Consider the following 14386-nt stretch of genomic DNA (forward strand, 5'->3'; position numbering starts at 1 on the left):
ACCAAAGAAGCCCGCGGCAGCGGTCACGGGTTTACGAAATCAGGCTCTTGGGGGGCGATGAAGACCGTCGAGCTCACCGGGGGTGAGCTGCGGGTGCGGGCCGAAATTGCGGACCGAGCGTGGGAAGGCCGGATGGCTGCCATCGACATCACCAAGCACCGCGACGGCGGCGCAGAAGGTCTTGCAGCAATCCTTCTTGTCCGCCTTGCCGTTTTCCTGTGCCGGCTTCACCTTGCCCTTGTCGAGGCTCGGGCAATGCTCGGTCGCAGCTTGTATCGGATTGGCGGCTGCCTCGATCTGCATCGAGCCGTGCGCGGCCGCATGCATCATGCCGGAGGCGGTGGAAAAGGGCAGCACGGCCAGCGACAAAGCGATCGCCAGCTTGAGCACTATCAGCAAACGCAGATATGTGGTTCGCACCTTCTCCATGATCGATCCGTAGAAACGCCTTTGATTCCTGTCAATGCTGCTTGCGCCTGGCGCCGTCACGAATGCGTGAGGCCTCCGGGGCTGCACACGCGTCGTCACCCGTGCCGTCGGTTGCGGACCGGATCGATGCCGGCCGTACCGAAGCGGGCGGGCTCGGTTGCCTTCGTCGGCGCGTTCGTGGCGTCGGCGAGATCCTCGAGAATGGGGCAGTCCGGGCGCCCGTCGCCATGACAATGGGCGGCGAGATGCTTGAGCGTCCGGCTCATCGCCTTCAATTCCTCGGCCTTGCGCTCCAGGATCTCGACATGTTCGAGCGCGATCTTCTTGACCTCGCCGCTGGCGCGCTCGCGGTCGCGCCAGAGCGCCAAAAGGTCGGCCATCTGCTCGACGGTGAAACCGAGATCGCGCGAGCGGCGAATGAAGCGCAGCGTATGGACGTCGTTGTCGCCATAGTTGCGATAGCCGGCTTCGCTGCGGTCGGCCTGCGGGATGAGGCCGATCGTCTCGTAATAGCGGATCATTTTCGTCGAGACGCCGGAGGCGCGGGAAGCTTCGCCGATATTCATGATGTCATCCTTGTTACCGCCGTGCGGACATTCCCTTGAGAATATAAGGGCTCTCCCCGGCTTCCGCCATGCTGGCGAGAGCCGGAGAGACGATCGAACCTAGGCCGCCTGCACGGCCGCAACCGGGCGAAAGGCCCGAAGCCGGAGCGCATTGCCGAGCACGAAGACGCTCGACAGCGCCATGGCGCCGGCCGCGAAGATCGGCGACAGCAGGAGGCCGTAGACCGGGTAGAGCGCGCCGGCGGCAACCGGGATCAGTACCGCGTTGTAGGCAAAGGCCCAGAACAGGTTCTCCTTGATATTGCGGATCGTCGCCTTTGACAGCGCGATCGCATTCGGCACACCCAAGAGATCACCCGACATCAGCACCACGTCGGCGCTTTCGATGGCAACGTCCGTACCGGTGCCGATTGCCAGGCCGACATCGGCTTCGGCGAGCGCCGGCGCATCGTTGATGCCGTCGCCTACGAAGGCCACCGCGCGCCCGCCTTGCTTCAGCTTCTTCAGGGCCGCGACCTTACCGTCCGGCAGCACTTCGGCGATGACCTCGTCGATGCCGAGCTTGGCGGCAATGGCCTCGGCCGTGCGGCGGTTGTCGCCGGTGATCATCGCGACCTTCAGGCCGAGATCGTGCAGCATGCGGATTGCCTGGGGCGTCGTTTCCTTGATCGGGTCGGCAACGGCGATGATCGCAGCCAGCTTGCCGTCGATCGCGGCATAGAGCGGGCTCTTGCCTTCCGAGCCGAGGCGGGCCGCCTGGTCGGCGAAGGCGGACACGTCGAGCTTCAACTGCGTCATCAGGCGGTCGGCACCCACATGGACGGAGCGGCCTGAGACCTCGGCGCTGGCGCCGAACCCGGGGATCGCCTCGAACCTGGCCGGTTCAGCGATATCAAGACCCTTTGCCTTGGCCGCCTCGACGATCGCTTCGGCGATCGGGTGCTCGGAGCGGGTTTCGACGGCGGCGACCAGCCTCAGCACCGTGTCATGGTCGAAGCCTTCCGCGGTTTCGAGGTCGGTCAGTTCCGGCCGGCCCTTGGTCAAGGTGCCGGTCTTGTCGACGGCGATGACGGCGGCGTTGCGCAGCGTCTGCAGCGCCTCGCCCTTGCGGAAGAGCACGCCCATTTCGGCGGCACGGCCGGTGCCGACCATGATCGAGGTCGGGGTGGCAAGGCCCATCGCGCAGGGGCAGGCGATGATCAGCACGGCGACGCCGTTGACGAGCGCGAAGGTGAGTGCCGGATCCGGGCCGAAGATCAGCCAGATGCCGAAGGTCAGAAGCGCAATCGCGATGACGGCCGGCACGAACCAGGCGGTGACACGGTCGACCAGCGACTGGATCGGCAGCTTGGCGCCCTGGGCCTGCTCGACCATCTTGATGATCTGCGCCAGCACCGTATCGGCGCCGACCTTGGTGGCGCGGAAGGTGAAGGAGCCGGTTTTGTTGATCGTGCCGCCGACGACTTCGCTGCCGGCCACCTTTTCGACCGGAACGGGTTCACCGGTAATCATCGATTCGTCGACATAGGAGTTGCCGTCGAGGACGCTGCCGTCGACCGGAACCCGGTCGCCTGGCCGCACGACAACGCTGTCGCCGGTCTGCACGTCGGACAGGGGAACCTCGATCGTCTCGCCGTTGCGGATGACGCGGGCGGTCTTTGCCTGCAGGCCCATCAGATGCTTGATCGCCTCGGAGGTCCGGCCCTTGGCGCGCGCCTCCAGGAACCGGCCGAGCAGGATCAGCGTCACGATGACGGCAGCGGCTTCGTAATAGACGTTGGCGGTACCGTCAGGCAGAAGGTCGGGCGCGAAGGTTGCGACGACCGAGTAGATCCAGGCGGCGGATGTGCCGATCGCGACCAGCGAGTTCATGTCGGGCGCCAGGCGGAAAAGGGCGGGAACGCCCTTCTGGTAGAAGCGCAGGCCCGGGCCGAAGAGCACCAGCGTCGTCAGCACGAACTGCAGATACCAGCTTTCCTGCATGCCGATATTGTTCATGACGAATTCGTGCACGGCCGGGATGAAGTGCGAGCCCATTTCAAGCACGAAGATCGGCAGCGTCAGCACGCCGGCAATCAGCAGCGAGCGCGCAAGCTTTCGCGTCTCCTGTTCGCGCTTCTCGCCTTCGCGGTCGACGCTTTCGTCGCCGGTGATGCGCTTGGCGGCATAGCCGGCAACGCGAACCGCCTCTTCGAGTGCGGCGGCGGTGGCGATGCCCCTGGTTATGCGCACCGAAGCGCGCTCCGTCGCCAGGTTGACGTTGGCCTCGGTGACACCCGGCACGGTCTTCAGCGCCTTTTCGATGCGCGCGACGCAGGAGGCGCAGGTCATGCCTTCGATGGTGAGCTCGATCGTGTCTTCGGCCGCACCATATCCGGCATTCTCGATCCCCTTGACGATATCGGCGGACTTGGTGCTGGCATCGAAGCGGACGTCGGCGCGTTCGGTTGCGAGGTTGACCGAGGCTTCGGTGACACCAGGCACGGCGCGAATCGCCTTCTCGACGCGCGCCACGCAGGATGCGCAGGTCATGCCCTCGACGGGAATGCTGGCGCTTAATGCCGCGGCGGACATCGCTTCGAGATCGTTCGTTCTAATGGGGGTCACAGATCCCATGATCGTGCTCCTTTCTCTGTCTTTTGTCGCAACATGGGGCTTCCAACGATGGGAAGGTCAAGGGCGAAAAGGAGATTTCTGCGCGCCATCTTCGGAGCGGCCGGGAGACGCCTGTCACCGCAGCGATATTGCCCGCAACGCATGGTCGCAGCGTCCTTGACGCAAGCTTGACCGCGAGGCCCGGGAGACATGTCAAAGCTCAGGTCGAATGGCTCTCAGGCTTGCTGGCGATCCAAGGCTGCAACCGCACTTTGCCTGCCTCTTGCGAGTGAACCGTATCGGATCCATCCTGTAGAAGTTGCGTCCCATAGGGAGGTTAGGATGACGGCTTACAATTGTGTCCGTTTCCGCGTGAGACCCGGTCAAGAGGAACGGTTCGAGCACCTTTTCCGCAGCGCTCTTCGCGACTTTGAAGGTTTGCGGAAGATGGCGCTCAGCAAGGCTGCGGATGGATCGTATTTCTCAATTGCCGAATGGGAAAGTCTTGAGGCGATCGCTGCGGCACGTCCCATGATGAAGGCGAACCTCGACACGTTCCGCGATACGCTCCTGGAACTCGGTCAGGATCTCGGGGTCACGGACCCGATTTCCGGCGAGGCGATCTTCGAAATGGCGCGTTAGGGCAATGTGGCTGAGAAAGGTGGTTGCAACGGCTCCGCTGGTCGGTCGGCGGGGAGGGAGTTGTTGGCTGCTAAGGTCGAGGATCTGACGGCAGTGATGTCGTCGGGTCGTGAACATCTGGGGCAATGTCAGAAGCGGCGCGACATCTCGCGCCGGATTTTGGGTGCGTTGAGAACAGAACACTGCGACGAAGGCGCGATGACGGGTTGAGGTCACCGCAGGCAATGGCTATGTCGTGCCGCACACACGCGTCACGAACCATAAGGCCATTCGGAATGATCCCAGACTTTCTCGTTACCCATTCCGGTGGTTTCCACGCCGACGAACTGCTTTCCAGTGTCATCCTCACGCGGCTTTTCCCCGAGGCTCGCCTCGTTCGCAGCCGGGCGCCGGAATGGCTGAAGCCGGGGACGGACCGCATCATCTACGATGTCGGCGGCCAGTATGATGCCGAGGCCGGGCTGTTCGACCACCACCAGCGCGGGGCGCCGGTGCGAGAGGATGGCCAGCCCTACAGTTCGTTCGGCTTGATCTGGAAGCATTACGGCCGCGCCTATCTGGCTGCGTTCGGCGTTCCCGAGGCCCATGTAGAGGCGGTTCATGTCGCCTTCGATGCGCGGTTCGTGCTGCCGATCGATCTGGTCGACAACGGTGCGCTCGATCCCTCTGTTGCCGGGCCTTTGGCGGGGCTGACGCTGTCGGCGCTGCTGGAGACCTTGAAGCCTGTCTTCGACGAAGGCGGCCAGGAGGCCGAGGATCGCAGCTTCCATCAGGCCCTTTCGGTCGCGCGCGCCTTTGTCGAGGCTGGCGTGTCGCAGCGCGCCGCAAAGCTTCGGGCCGAGGCGCTCGTGCTTGCGCAGATCGCCCTTGCCGGTGAGAGCCGCGTGCTCGAACTGCCGCGGGGCATGCCTTTCCGCCCGGCGATCGTGAAGGCTGGCGCCGACCACCTGCTGTTCGTCGTTCATCCGCGCGAGAACGACTGGTGCCTGACGGGCATTCGCAAGGCCGACGAAGGGTTCGAGCTGCGCGCCGATCTCCCGGCTGCCTGGGCCGGCCTGACGAACGGCGAACTGGAGGCGGCTTGCGGCGTGGCCGGCGCGCGGTTCTGCCACAACGGCCGTTTCATCGCGGCGGCAGCGACGCGGGAGGCAGCGCTCGCCATGGCGGAACTCGCCGTCAAGGAAGCCGCGACAGCGGGTAGCGGTCAGGCCTGAGGAAACCGGCGAGCCGACGGCGGCGGCTATGGCCAGTGTGCCAGCCGGGCCGCCTGGGACGGGTCACGCCGAAAGCGTGGCCCTGAACTTGCTCGGTGATTGACCGTAGGTCTTCGCAAAAATTCGCGAGAAGTGGCCGGCGTTCTCGAAACCGACTTCGAGCGCGATGTCGATCAGCGGCGCCTTCGTCTGCGTCAGCAGATGTTTGGCGCGTTCCAGCCGAAACTTCCGATAGACCAGCGCTGGCGACATCTTCGCCTTGTCCATGAACAGGCGCTCGAGCTGCCGTCGGGACAGGCCGACGGATGCGGCCAGCTCCGGTATCGAAAGCGTGTTGTCCGTATGTTGCTCCATGATGATGAGGGCGGCGTTCAGGCGCGGGTCGTTGCTCTCGATCGCCAGCGGCTTTCTCGGCTGGACATGAAGATGCGTGCGGGCCTTGTCGATCTGCAGCACCTCCAGCGCATTGCGCTCCGCTTCCTTGCTGATGTGCAGGCGCACGATATGGGCTGCCATGTCGGCGGCACTGCTGCCGCCCGCGCAGGACCCGCGGGTGCGGTCGAGATTGAAGAGACGGTCCGAGCGAACCTTGAGATCGGGGAAGCGCTCGCGGAACGCCTGATAATGAAGCCAGCTCACGCAGACGGTGTGCCCGGCCATCAGGCCCGCTTCGGCAAGCACGAAGGTCCCGGTGCAGAGGCCGATCAGTGGCACCTTGCGCGCCGCCGCCTTCTGGAGGAAGCGGATCGTGTCGTCGTCGATCGGCTGCTTGCTGTTGAGCAGGCCGCCGACCACGACGATGTAGTTGAACCCGGCGGGATCGACGAGGTCGGATGTCGGCGCCACCTGCACGCCGCAGCTGGAGGCGATGAGGTGCCGCGTGTTGCCCAGGACCTGCCAGTCCGCGCGGATGCGGCCGGACTTGTCGAGCTCGTCGCTCGCGAGCCGCAGCGTGTCGATGAACAGCGCGAATGCGGAAAGGGTGAAGGACCGCGCCAGAACGAAGCCGATCTTGAGACGCTCGGGCTGTGTCTCGCTGGATTTGATGGTCGTCGTCATTTGCCCTTCATGCTCGCGCCGCCAAGATCTCCGGTTCGCTGTCGAGTGTGCTCGGACATATCCGGAGAGGTGACCGCTGGCGGCCGAGACTTGCCTTTCGCTGTCCATGGGAGCCGGGGTTCGGTTCTTCCGGCACCCCATGGTGTGGCGCGGGAGGTCGACGCCCGGATGAGGGCGTCTTCGTCCTCATCATAACGAAGAGGTCGGGCTCAGATTGCTCTCGTCACGACCTGCGCCGCCACGGTTACGAACATTGCGGCCAGTGTCAGCGCCGCACTGAACCGTGCAACCTTCATCCGCCGTTCGCGTGAGCCGCTCCAATCATAACCCATCTTTTCCCTCCCTTTGTCGCGACTGGGCCGGAACGCGTTTGCTCGGACGTCCGCCGAGCCGCGAGCCTCCCCAGGTCGTGGCTCTGAGTAGGCTCATGCTGACGCGATGCCGTCGATCGTGTCAAGTTTGCGTGGGCACACAACGCTCCGGTGCCAGTCATGGCCCTGCGTCGCAGGCACCTGTGCAAAGGAATTTGCTGTTCGAGGGCGCAAACCCCCCAGTTGTGCGGGGAGCCTCTTTCCGCCGTTGTGATAGTTTTCTCTTTGGTGTGATTATTAAAGGGAGGGCGACGATGCCCGGCACATTCTCTACCGCCGACATGGACGTCATCAAACAGCAACACGAGGAATGGTGTCGCGCCAACGACACCGACCCGAACAGTCCCGCGGGCATAGAGAAAGCCATGCAGATGCTGGTGAATTATGGCGGCAGCTCCAGCCGGCAACCGCCCGCGCAGCCGGAGACGGTGCGCGCCAAAGCGCGCGCCTGATCACAGCGTCCACCTACATTCTTTAGCAGTCTCGTCCTGTCTTCGATCGCGTCGAGCGAGGGTTGTCGTCGGCTGCGTAGGGAATGCATTCCATGGCGCGCGGCGGCGCTATCGCGATCTGGCGTTGCGCCCGGTCGCTTGGGGTGCGCACGTCAAAGATGTATGCGCCACGCGGTGGCTTAAAGGTTCTCCTTGAGGAGAACCTCTATCCTGATCTTGTCCTGAGCGGCGTGCGGTTCGCGAAAATCGGTCCGAGCGCGCATGATGCGGATGGCGCTGCGTACCGCGTGGCCCGGATCCTGGGCGATGACGGCGTCGATGCTGGCGTCGCGCAGGCCGCGTTCGCTGAAGGGGGTGCGTTCGTGGACGACGACCGTGATCTTTTGCAGATCAGTGAAGGATGCTGCGCCCTCGAGCGGAATCCTCGCCTCGGAACTGAGCACGTAGATCGCCGCAACCTCTTGATTATTTTCCAGAACTCTCTGGAGAATCTGGGTCGCCCTGCGCTCGTCGCCGTGGGTCTCGACCGAGGGCAGACACTGCAGATGCGGGAACTGTGAGTTGACGACATCGTCGAAGCCGAAGCGGCGCTGGATGCTGTCGAGCGACTGCATCGTCTCGGCCACGATCAGGACTTTTCCGGCCCTCTGGCCGACAAACCGGCCGATGATCTTGGCCGCGGTCGCGCCGGCGGCGTAGTTGTCGACGCCGACGAAATCTGCGGTCGGGAGCTTTTCCTGCCCGGACAGGAACTGCACGAACTTGACGCCGCGTTCGATCAGGCGGCCGATCGCATCGCGGACCTGCGGCGATTCCGGCGCCATCATCGCGATCCCGTCGAATTCGTTCTCGTCGATGTCGGCGAGATATTTTGCGACCTTGTGCGGGTCGTCGATCGGGATCTGGACGACGTCGAGGTCGATGAGATCGCCCTTCATCGACACACGCGCCTCCTCGACCCGGTGGATGAGTTCCGCCAGATAGAGGTCGCCGCTCGTCGGCAGCACGAACCGGAACCGATAGCTCTTGTTGCGGGCCAGGCTGACGGCCGCCGGGTTTCGAATAAACCCAATACGCTCAATGGCTTCGTTGACGCTGCGGACAGCCTTCGGGCTGACATTCGGCCTGTCGTTCAGCACGCGGTCGACGGTTGCGAGGCTCAACCCCGCTGCCTCAGCAAGATCCTTGGCTGTTGGCCGCATGCGGAACTCCCAGTGTGTATCGTCCCCAATCTACTCCACCAAAATGGCCGCGAAATCAAGAATTGATGTGCGCACCTCAAAAATCGCTTGCACTGAGGTGCGCACCTCAGTTATGAATCCTTCAGCGAAGAACGCAGGCCCTGAATGCGGCCGCGCCCGCCGCTCGTGCCAAGAGGATTTAGGTACGCCACCGCCCGGTCAGGGCGCTTCCTTCTGATGGAGGTCAGAAGGTACAAGGGGGAGGAACCCGATGATGAAGAAGATTCTGTTGAGCTCCACAGTCATGGTCGGAGCGTATTTTGCCATTGCGGGTGCGTCCGGTACGCACGCTGCCGCAGCGGAGCTGACCCTTTGCTGGGCCGCCTGGGATCCGGCCAACGCGCTCGTCGAACTCAGCAAGGATTTCGAAGCCAAGAGCGGCAACACGATGAAGTTCGAGTTCGTGCCGTGGCCGAACTTCGCCGACCGGATGCTGAACGAGCTGAATTCCGGCGGCAAGCTCTGCGATCTGATGATCGGCGACAGCCAGTGGATCGGCGGCGCCGCCGAGAATGGCCAATACATCAAGCTCAATGATTTCTTCGACAAGGAAGGGATCAAGATGGACGACTTCATTCCGGCAACCGTCATCGGTTACGCGGAATGGCCAAAGAATTCGCCAAACTATTGGGCGCTGCCGGCGTTCGGCGACGTGGTCGGCTGGACCTATCGCAAGGACTGGTTCTCGCGTCCCGAACTCCAGGCGGAGTTCAAGCAGAAGTACGGCCGCGATCTCGCCGTGCCGAAGACCTTCGCCGAGCTCAAGGATATCGCCGAATTCTTTCAGAAGCGTCAGATCGACGGCAAGACCGTCTATGGCGCTGCAATCTATACGGAGCGCGGCTCTGAGGGCATCACCATGGGCGTGATGGACGTGCTCTACAGCTACGGCTTCGAGTACGGAAATCCGAAGAAGGCCTATGAGCTCGACGGTTTCGTCAACTCGGCGGATGCGGTCAAGGGCCTGGAATTCTACAAGGCGCTCTACGATTGCTGCACGCCTCCCGGCCATTCCGACGCCTACATGTCGGAGGATATCGACGCCTACAAGTCCGGCCAGGTCGCCCTGCAGATGAACTTCGCCTTCACCTGGCCCGGCATCCATGCCGACGCCAATGTCGGCGGCGACAAGTCCGGCTACTTCCCCAATCCCGCCGGCCCGACCGGTGTGCAGTTCGCCCAGCTCGGCGGCCAGGGCATCTCGGTGGTCGCGGCGTCCGACAAGCAGAAGGAAGCGCTGGATTACATCAAGTGGTTCGCGCAGCCTGAAATCCAGAAAAAGTGGTGGGCGCTCGGCGGTTACTCCGCACTGCGCTCGGTGGTCGAGGACCCGAGCTTCGCCACGAGCCAGCCCTATGCGCAGACCTTCCTGGATTCGATGGCTATCGTGAAGGACTTCTGGGCAGAACCTTCCTATGCATCTCTGCTCCAGGCTTCCCAGAAGCGCTTCCACGACTATGTCGTAGCAAAGCAGGGCACGGCGAAGGACGCGCTCGATGGTCTCGCTGACGACTGGAAGGACATCTTCGAGGACGAAGGCAAGTATTGACGCAAACACCCGCCGCCTCCCGGCGGAAGCGTCCATGCGGGGCCGGCCGATCTCTCGCGCCGGCCCCGCATGCCCATTCGTCAATGCCTTAGGGGAATACCATGCTCCATTCTTCGATCGATCGCGCTGCGCACGCGACGCCGCCCGTGCTTGCACGGCGCATCAGAGGGTTGTCGGACCGCGCGATCGCCTGGATTTTCGTCGCACCGTCCATCGTGCTTTTGCTTGCGATCAACATCTTCCCGCTGATCTGGACCGTCCGGCTGAGCTTCACCAATTTCCGTGTGAACCGCCCGAACGAGCCTGTTCAGTTCGTCGGTCTGCGCAACTACCTGAACATCCTGACCGACAAGGACATCTGGCTGACGATGCAGGCCACGGCCCACTTCCTGATCTGGACGATCGTCCTGCAGGTGCTGATCGGCTTTGCTCTCGCCTATCTCATCAACAAGAAGTTCCGCGGCAACGACCTGTGGACGACCATCATCGTGCTTCCGATGATGCTGAGCCCCGCCGTCGTCGGCAACTTCTGGACCTTTCTCTACCAGCCGCAGATCGGCCTCTTCAATTATGCGATCGGGTTCCTGACCGGAGCAGACCCGTCCAGCTTCTCGATGATCGGCGACACGTCGCTGGCGCCCTGGGCGATCATCATCGTCGACACCTGGATGTGGACGCCGTTCGTCATGCTCATCTGCCTTGCCGGGCTGCGCTCCATTCCAAGCAGCATCTATGAGGCGGCGGAGTGCGACCGGGCCAGCAGCTGGCGCCAGTTCTGGACCATCACCATCCCGATGGTGCTGCCGTTCCTGATGCTGGCCATCCTTTTCCGCGGCATCGAGAACTTCAAGATGTTCGACCTGGTCGTGCAGCTGACGGGCGGTGGCCCAGGCTCGATCACGGAGCTGACGTCCATCAACCTGAAACGTGAAGCCTTCGAGAAATGGCGCACCGGATACGCGTCCGCCTATGCCGTCATCCTCTTCGTGACCGTCTTCGGCCTTGCGTCGATCTATGTCAAAGCACTCAACAAGGTGAAGCAGAGATGAGCAGCTTTTCTGTAACGGAGCCATCCGCACGGCAGAAGTGGTTCGCAGGCGCCCTGGTCGTGCTTTATGCGGTGATCACCATTCTCCCGCTGCTGTGGATCATTGGAACGGGTTTCAAATCGCCATCGGACGCGATCGCCTATCCGCCAAAGACATTCTTCGAGCCGACGCTCGAAGGCTATGTGAACCTCTTCACGACGCGCACCCGCGTTTCGGAAGAACAACTGCAGGAGATGGGCGAACCGAAGACCTGGTACGAGCGTCTCGTTCGCAAGGATGGGCTGATCATCGCTGGCCCGTCGCGCTTCCCGGAGCGCTTCTACAATTCCGTCATCATCGGGTTCGGCTCGACGGTGCTGTGCATCGTGCTCGGAACAGCCGCGGCCTATGCCTTCTCGCGCTTCAAGGTGCCGCTCAAGGACGACCTGCTGTTCTTCATCCTTTCTACGCGGATGATGCCGCCGATTGCGGTCGCCATTCCGATCTTCCTGATGTTCCGCTCGCTCGGACTGAACGACACCCATGCCGGCATGATCTTGCTCTATACGGCGGTCAACCTGTCGCTCTCGGTCTGGCTGCTCAAGGGGTTCATCGACGAGATCCCGATCGAGTATGAAGAGGCGGCGCTGATCGACGGCTACACGCGCTTCCAGGCGTTCTACAAGGTGGTTCTGCCCCAGGCGGCGACCGGGATCGCGTCGACGGCGATCTTCTGCCTGATCTTCGCCTGGAACGAATATGCCTTCGCCGTGCTGCTGACGTCCGGCACCGCGCAGACCGCACCACCCTTCATTCCGACGATCATCGGCGTCGGCGGCCAGGACTGGCCGGCAGTGGCGGCCGGCGCGACCCTCTTCCTCGTCCCCGTGATGGTGTTCACGATCCTGCTTCGCAAACACCTCCTGCGCGGCATCACCTTCGGAGCGGTAAGAAAATGACAGCTTTCCTCAACCAGTTGCTCCGCCTTCGCCGTGGCGCGTGGGAAATGGTGGCATCGGTGCTTATCGCGCTCGGCGTGGTCATGCTGATGCAGCCGGTCTCACTCACCCTCTACTCCTTCTCCTTCCTCGTGACGCTGCTTGGAACAGTCATGTTCATCATCGTCAGCCATTTTCCGGAGTGACCCATGGCACAGATCAGAATTGAAAATGTGCGCAAGGAGTTCGGGGCGTTCACGGCTGTCCAGTCTTCGAGCTTCACGGTGGAAGACGGCGAGTTCTTCATGCTGCTCGGCCCTTCCGGATGTGGCAAGACGACGACGCTTCGCATGATGGCGGGACTGGAATTGCCGACGAGCGGCCAGATCTATATCGGCGGTGAAGAGGTCGGCATGAAGCGGGCAAGGGAGCGCGATATCGCCTTCGTCTTCCAGATGTTCGCCCTCTATCCCCACATGAACGTGCGCAAGAACATCTCCTATCCGCTCGTCAGCCAGGGCATGAAAAAGGCGGATGTGGCGACTCGCGTCGCCGAGGTGGCAAGGATCCTCAGAATTGAAGGCATCCTCGACAAGCCCGTCGGCGGGCTCTCAGGCGGCGATCGCCAGCGCGTTGCGCTCGGTCGCGCGATCGTCAGAAACCCGAAGGCCTTCTTCATGGACGAACCGCTCGGCGCGTTGGACGCCGAGTTCCGCGAACACATGGCGGGGGAACTGCGCGCGCTGCACGACCGCATGGGGGCCACCACCGTCTACGTCACCCACGACCAGCTGGAAGCGATGCAGATGGGCGACAAGATCGTCGTCATGAACCACGGCGTCATCGAGCAGTTCGGCCGGCCGCAGCAGATCTACGACTGGCCGGCGACAAAATTCGTCGCCAAGTTCATCGGCTCCCCGTCCATGAACTTTCTGGAGTTCGAGGGCATGATCGGTATCGGTGGCGACAGCATCGACCTCGGCGGGAAGAAGGTCGCGGTGCCGGCATCGCGCGAGGGCAGGGCCGGTACGCTGTCGCTCGGTGTGCGTCCCGAGCACGTCCGTTTCGTCGACGATTCCAGCTATAGAGGCCGCGTGATCGCCGTCGAGTATCTGGGCACCACTCAGATCGTCACGATCGAAACGCCCAATGGCGAGATCAAGGCGCGCACGCCCTCCAGTCAGGCAGCCCGCACCGACGAGCTTGTCGGTCTCGACTTCAACGCACGGACCTTGACGCTCTTCAATGCGGAGACGGGGCGTGCTCTTGTCTCCGAAGCCAACGAAGGAGTGCTGCGCCGTGGCTGAAGTCATCCTAAGAAACGTGACGAAGACATTCGGCACCCACGCGGCGCTCAACGAGGTCTCGATGACGATCCCGGACGGATCGTTCGTCGTGCTGCTGGGGCCGACCGGTGCCGGAAAGACGACGACATTGCGCATGGTCTCGGGTCTCGACACGCCCGACAGCGGCGAGATCTTTATCGGCGGGATGTCCATGCAAGGACTGACGCCGGCGCAGCGCAACGTGGCGATGGTCTTCCAGCAATATTCGCTCTACCCGCATCTGTCCGTGCGGCAGAACCTGGAGTTTCCGCTGAAATCCCCGCTCCTGAGAACGCCGCAAAAGACGATCGACGAAAAGGTGAACGCCATCGCCGAGGTCCTGCAGATCTCGCACAAGCTCGACAACAAGGCGACGGCCCTGTCCGGCGGCGAGATGCAGCGCGTGTCGATCGGTCGGGCGCTTGTCAGAAACCCGCAGATATACCTGATGGACGAGCCGTTGAGCTCGCTCGATGCGAAGCTTCGGGCCGACCTGCGCGTCGAACTGAAGAACATCCAGGCAAAGTCCGGGGCGACGCTTCTCTACGTCACCCACGACCAGATCGAAGCCATGACAATGGCAACGCATATCGGCGTGCTCGAAGAGGGCAGGCTCGTTCAGTTCGGTTCGCCACGAGAGGTCTACGAAGCGCCGGTCAGCGTCTACGCCGCGACCCGCCTCGGCCAGCCGCGCATCAACGTCCTGCCTGCCAAGCTTTTTGCGGGGGCGCCGGAGAGGGCGCAGTCGATCGGACTTCGGCCCGAAAACATCGTCCAGGGCGCCGGAGAGGATGCCCTTGTGACCCGTGTCGAACATCTCGGCGACCAGACGCGCCTGCATCTCACGTTCAAGCAGCACAACCTCGTGACGGTCACGGATCCCCATACCGGGTTCCGCGGCGGCGAGACCATCAAGATCCAGCCAGACAAGCCGCTCTTCTTCGACGCGGCCGGAATGCGCATCGCTTAGGAGGCGA

15 protein-coding genes are annotated in these 14386 nt (G+C 62.8%); 10 read left to right on the forward strand and 5 right to left on the reverse strand.

The window, feature by feature from the left end; translation table 11 throughout:
- Positions 1-39: 39 nt before the first annotated feature.
- The 3 genes from M2267_RS20130 to M2267_RS20140 all read right to left on the reverse strand — a co-directional run bounded on the left by M2267_RS20130 (position 40) and on the right by M2267_RS20140 (position 3569).
- Positions 40-429 carry a hypothetical protein gene (locus M2267_RS20130; protein ID WP_429116498.1) on the reverse strand — a complete coding sequence of 130 codons (390 nt, stop codon included), beginning with the start codon at positions 427-429 and terminating at the stop codon, positions 40-42.
- 95 nt (positions 430-524) lie between these two features.
- A complete protein-coding gene (gene cueR, locus M2267_RS20135) occupies positions 525-995 on the reverse strand; it encodes a Cu(I)-responsive transcriptional regulator (protein WP_034799282.1) in 471 nt (156 codons plus the stop codon).
- Between the two features lie 99 nt (positions 996-1094).
- The gene (locus M2267_RS20140) at positions 1095-3569 is read right to left on the reverse strand and encodes a heavy metal translocating P-type ATPase (protein ID WP_429116867.1); all 2475 of its coding nucleotides are present in this window, start codon (positions 3567-3569) and stop codon (positions 1095-1097) included.
- 363 nt (positions 3570-3932) lie between these two features.
- On the opposite strand from M2267_RS20140, the gene M2267_RS20145 reads away from it, so the two are divergent.
- From M2267_RS20145 to M2267_RS20155, 3 genes are all read left to right on the forward strand, one after another.
- Entirely contained in the window at positions 3933-4232 is a 300-nt protein-coding gene (locus tag M2267_RS20145; protein WP_043613796.1) for an antibiotic biosynthesis monooxygenase family protein, read from the forward strand.
- 63 nt (positions 4233-4295) lie between these two features.
- Positions 4296-4442, forward strand: coding sequence for a hypothetical protein (locus M2267_RS20150; RefSeq protein WP_429116501.1), 147 nt, complete (start codon positions 4296-4298; stop codon positions 4440-4442).
- A 65-nt stretch (positions 4443-4507) separates the two neighbouring features.
- Positions 4508-5446 carry an MYG1 family protein gene (locus M2267_RS20155; protein WP_429116503.1) on the forward strand — a complete coding sequence of 313 codons (939 nt, stop codon included), beginning with the start codon at positions 4508-4510 and terminating at the stop codon, positions 5444-5446.
- Between the two features lie 63 nt (positions 5447-5509).
- On the opposite strand, the gene M2267_RS20160 is transcribed toward M2267_RS20155, so the two are convergent.
- The gene (locus M2267_RS20160) at positions 5510-6505 is read right to left on the reverse strand and encodes a GlxA family transcriptional regulator (protein WP_429116504.1); all 996 of its coding nucleotides are present in this window, start codon (positions 6503-6505) and stop codon (positions 5510-5512) included.
- Between the two features lie 625 nt (positions 6506-7130).
- Here M2267_RS20160 and M2267_RS20165 point away from each other — a divergent pair.
- Entirely contained in the window at positions 7131-7328 is a 198-nt protein-coding gene (locus M2267_RS20165; RefSeq protein WP_429116506.1) for a hypothetical protein, read from the forward strand.
- A gap of 179 nt (positions 7329-7507) precedes the next feature.
- Here the strand turns inward: M2267_RS20165 and M2267_RS20170 are convergent, their stop codons facing one another.
- On the reverse strand, positions 7508-8530 hold the full coding sequence (locus tag M2267_RS20170) for a LacI family DNA-binding transcriptional regulator (protein ID WP_429116508.1): 1023 nt from the start codon (positions 8528-8530) through the stop codon (positions 7508-7510).
- Positions 8531-8783: 253 nt separating this feature from the next.
- On the opposite strand from M2267_RS20170, the gene M2267_RS20175 reads away from it, so the two are divergent.
- From M2267_RS20175 to M2267_RS20200, 6 genes are all read left to right on the forward strand, one after another.
- Entirely contained in the window at positions 8784-10118 is a 1335-nt protein-coding gene (locus M2267_RS20175; RefSeq protein WP_429116869.1) for an ABC transporter substrate-binding protein, read from the forward strand.
- A gap of 101 nt (positions 10119-10219) precedes the next feature.
- A complete protein-coding gene (locus tag M2267_RS20180) occupies positions 10220-11167 on the forward strand; it encodes a carbohydrate ABC transporter permease (RefSeq protein WP_043613808.1) in 948 nt (315 codons plus the stop codon).
- A complete protein-coding gene (locus M2267_RS20185; RefSeq protein WP_429116510.1) occupies positions 11164-12105 on the forward strand; it encodes a carbohydrate ABC transporter permease in 942 nt (313 codons plus the stop codon). Before M2267_RS20180 ends, M2267_RS20185 begins: the two co-directional genes overlap by 4 nt.
- Positions 12102-12290, forward strand: coding sequence for a hypothetical protein (locus M2267_RS20190; RefSeq protein ID WP_034799314.1), 189 nt, complete (start codon positions 12102-12104; stop codon positions 12288-12290). Before M2267_RS20185 ends, M2267_RS20190 begins: the two co-directional genes overlap by 4 nt.
- Positions 12291-12293: 3 nt before the next feature.
- The gene (locus M2267_RS20195) at positions 12294-13391 is read left to right on the forward strand and encodes an ABC transporter ATP-binding protein (protein ID WP_429116511.1); all 1098 of its coding nucleotides are present in this window, start codon (positions 12294-12296) and stop codon (positions 13389-13391) included.
- On the forward strand, positions 13384-14379 hold the full coding sequence (locus tag M2267_RS20200; RefSeq protein ID WP_429116513.1) for an ABC transporter ATP-binding protein: 996 nt from the start codon (positions 13384-13386) through the stop codon (positions 14377-14379). The genes M2267_RS20195 and M2267_RS20200 overlap by 8 nt, the downstream gene beginning before the upstream one ends.
- The last annotated feature ends 7 nt before the right edge of the window (positions 14380-14386 follow it).

Origin of the sequence: Ensifer sp. KUDG1 (assembly GCF_050434285.1) — a bacterium.
In the GTDB taxonomy this organism is placed as follows: Bacteria; Pseudomonadota; Alphaproteobacteria; order Rhizobiales; family Rhizobiaceae; genus Ensifer.

What these genes read in the sequence shown, in the direction of transcription:
- M2267_RS20130 (WP_429116498.1), bottom strand. Translation starts at nt 429, where the DNA reads ATGGAGAAGGTGCGAACCACATATCTGCGTTTGCTGATAGTGCTCAAG.
- cueR (WP_034799282.1), bottom strand. Translation starts at nt 995, where the DNA reads ATGAATATCGGCGAAGCTTCCCGCGCCTCCGGCGTCTCGACGAAAATG.
- M2267_RS20140 (WP_429116867.1), bottom strand. Translation starts at nt 3,569, where the DNA reads ATGTCCGCCGCGGCATTAAGCGCCAGCATTCCCGTCGAGGGCATGACC.
- M2267_RS20145 (WP_043613796.1), top strand. Translation starts at nt 3,933, where the DNA reads ATGACGGCTTACAATTGTGTCCGTTTCCGCGTGAGACCCGGTCAAGAG.
- M2267_RS20155 (WP_429116503.1), top strand. Translation starts at nt 4,508, where the DNA reads ATGATCCCAGACTTTCTCGTTACCCATTCCGGTGGTTTCCACGCCGAC.
- M2267_RS20160 (WP_429116504.1), bottom strand. Translation starts at nt 6,505, where the DNA reads ATGACGACGACCATCAAATCCAGCGAGACACAGCCCGAGCGTCTCAAG.
- M2267_RS20165 (WP_429116506.1), top strand. Translation starts at nt 7,131, where the DNA reads ATGCCCGGCACATTCTCTACCGCCGACATGGACGTCATCAAACAGCAA.
- M2267_RS20170 (WP_429116508.1), bottom strand. Translation starts at nt 8,530, where the DNA reads ATGCGGCCAACAGCCAAGGATCTTGCTGAGGCAGCGGGGTTGAGCCTC.
- M2267_RS20175 (WP_429116869.1), top strand. Translation starts at nt 8,784, where the DNA reads ATGAAGAAGATTCTGTTGAGCTCCACAGTCATGGTCGGAGCGTATTTT.
- M2267_RS20180 (WP_043613808.1), top strand. Translation starts at nt 10,220, where the DNA reads ATGCTCCATTCTTCGATCGATCGCGCTGCGCACGCGACGCCGCCCGTG.
- M2267_RS20185 (WP_429116510.1), top strand. Translation starts at nt 11,164, where the DNA reads ATGAGCAGCTTTTCTGTAACGGAGCCATCCGCACGGCAGAAGTGGTTC.
- M2267_RS20190 (WP_034799314.1), top strand. Translation starts at nt 12,102, where the DNA reads ATGACAGCTTTCCTCAACCAGTTGCTCCGCCTTCGCCGTGGCGCGTGG.
- M2267_RS20195 (WP_429116511.1), top strand. Translation starts at nt 12,294, where the DNA reads ATGGCACAGATCAGAATTGAAAATGTGCGCAAGGAGTTCGGGGCGTTC.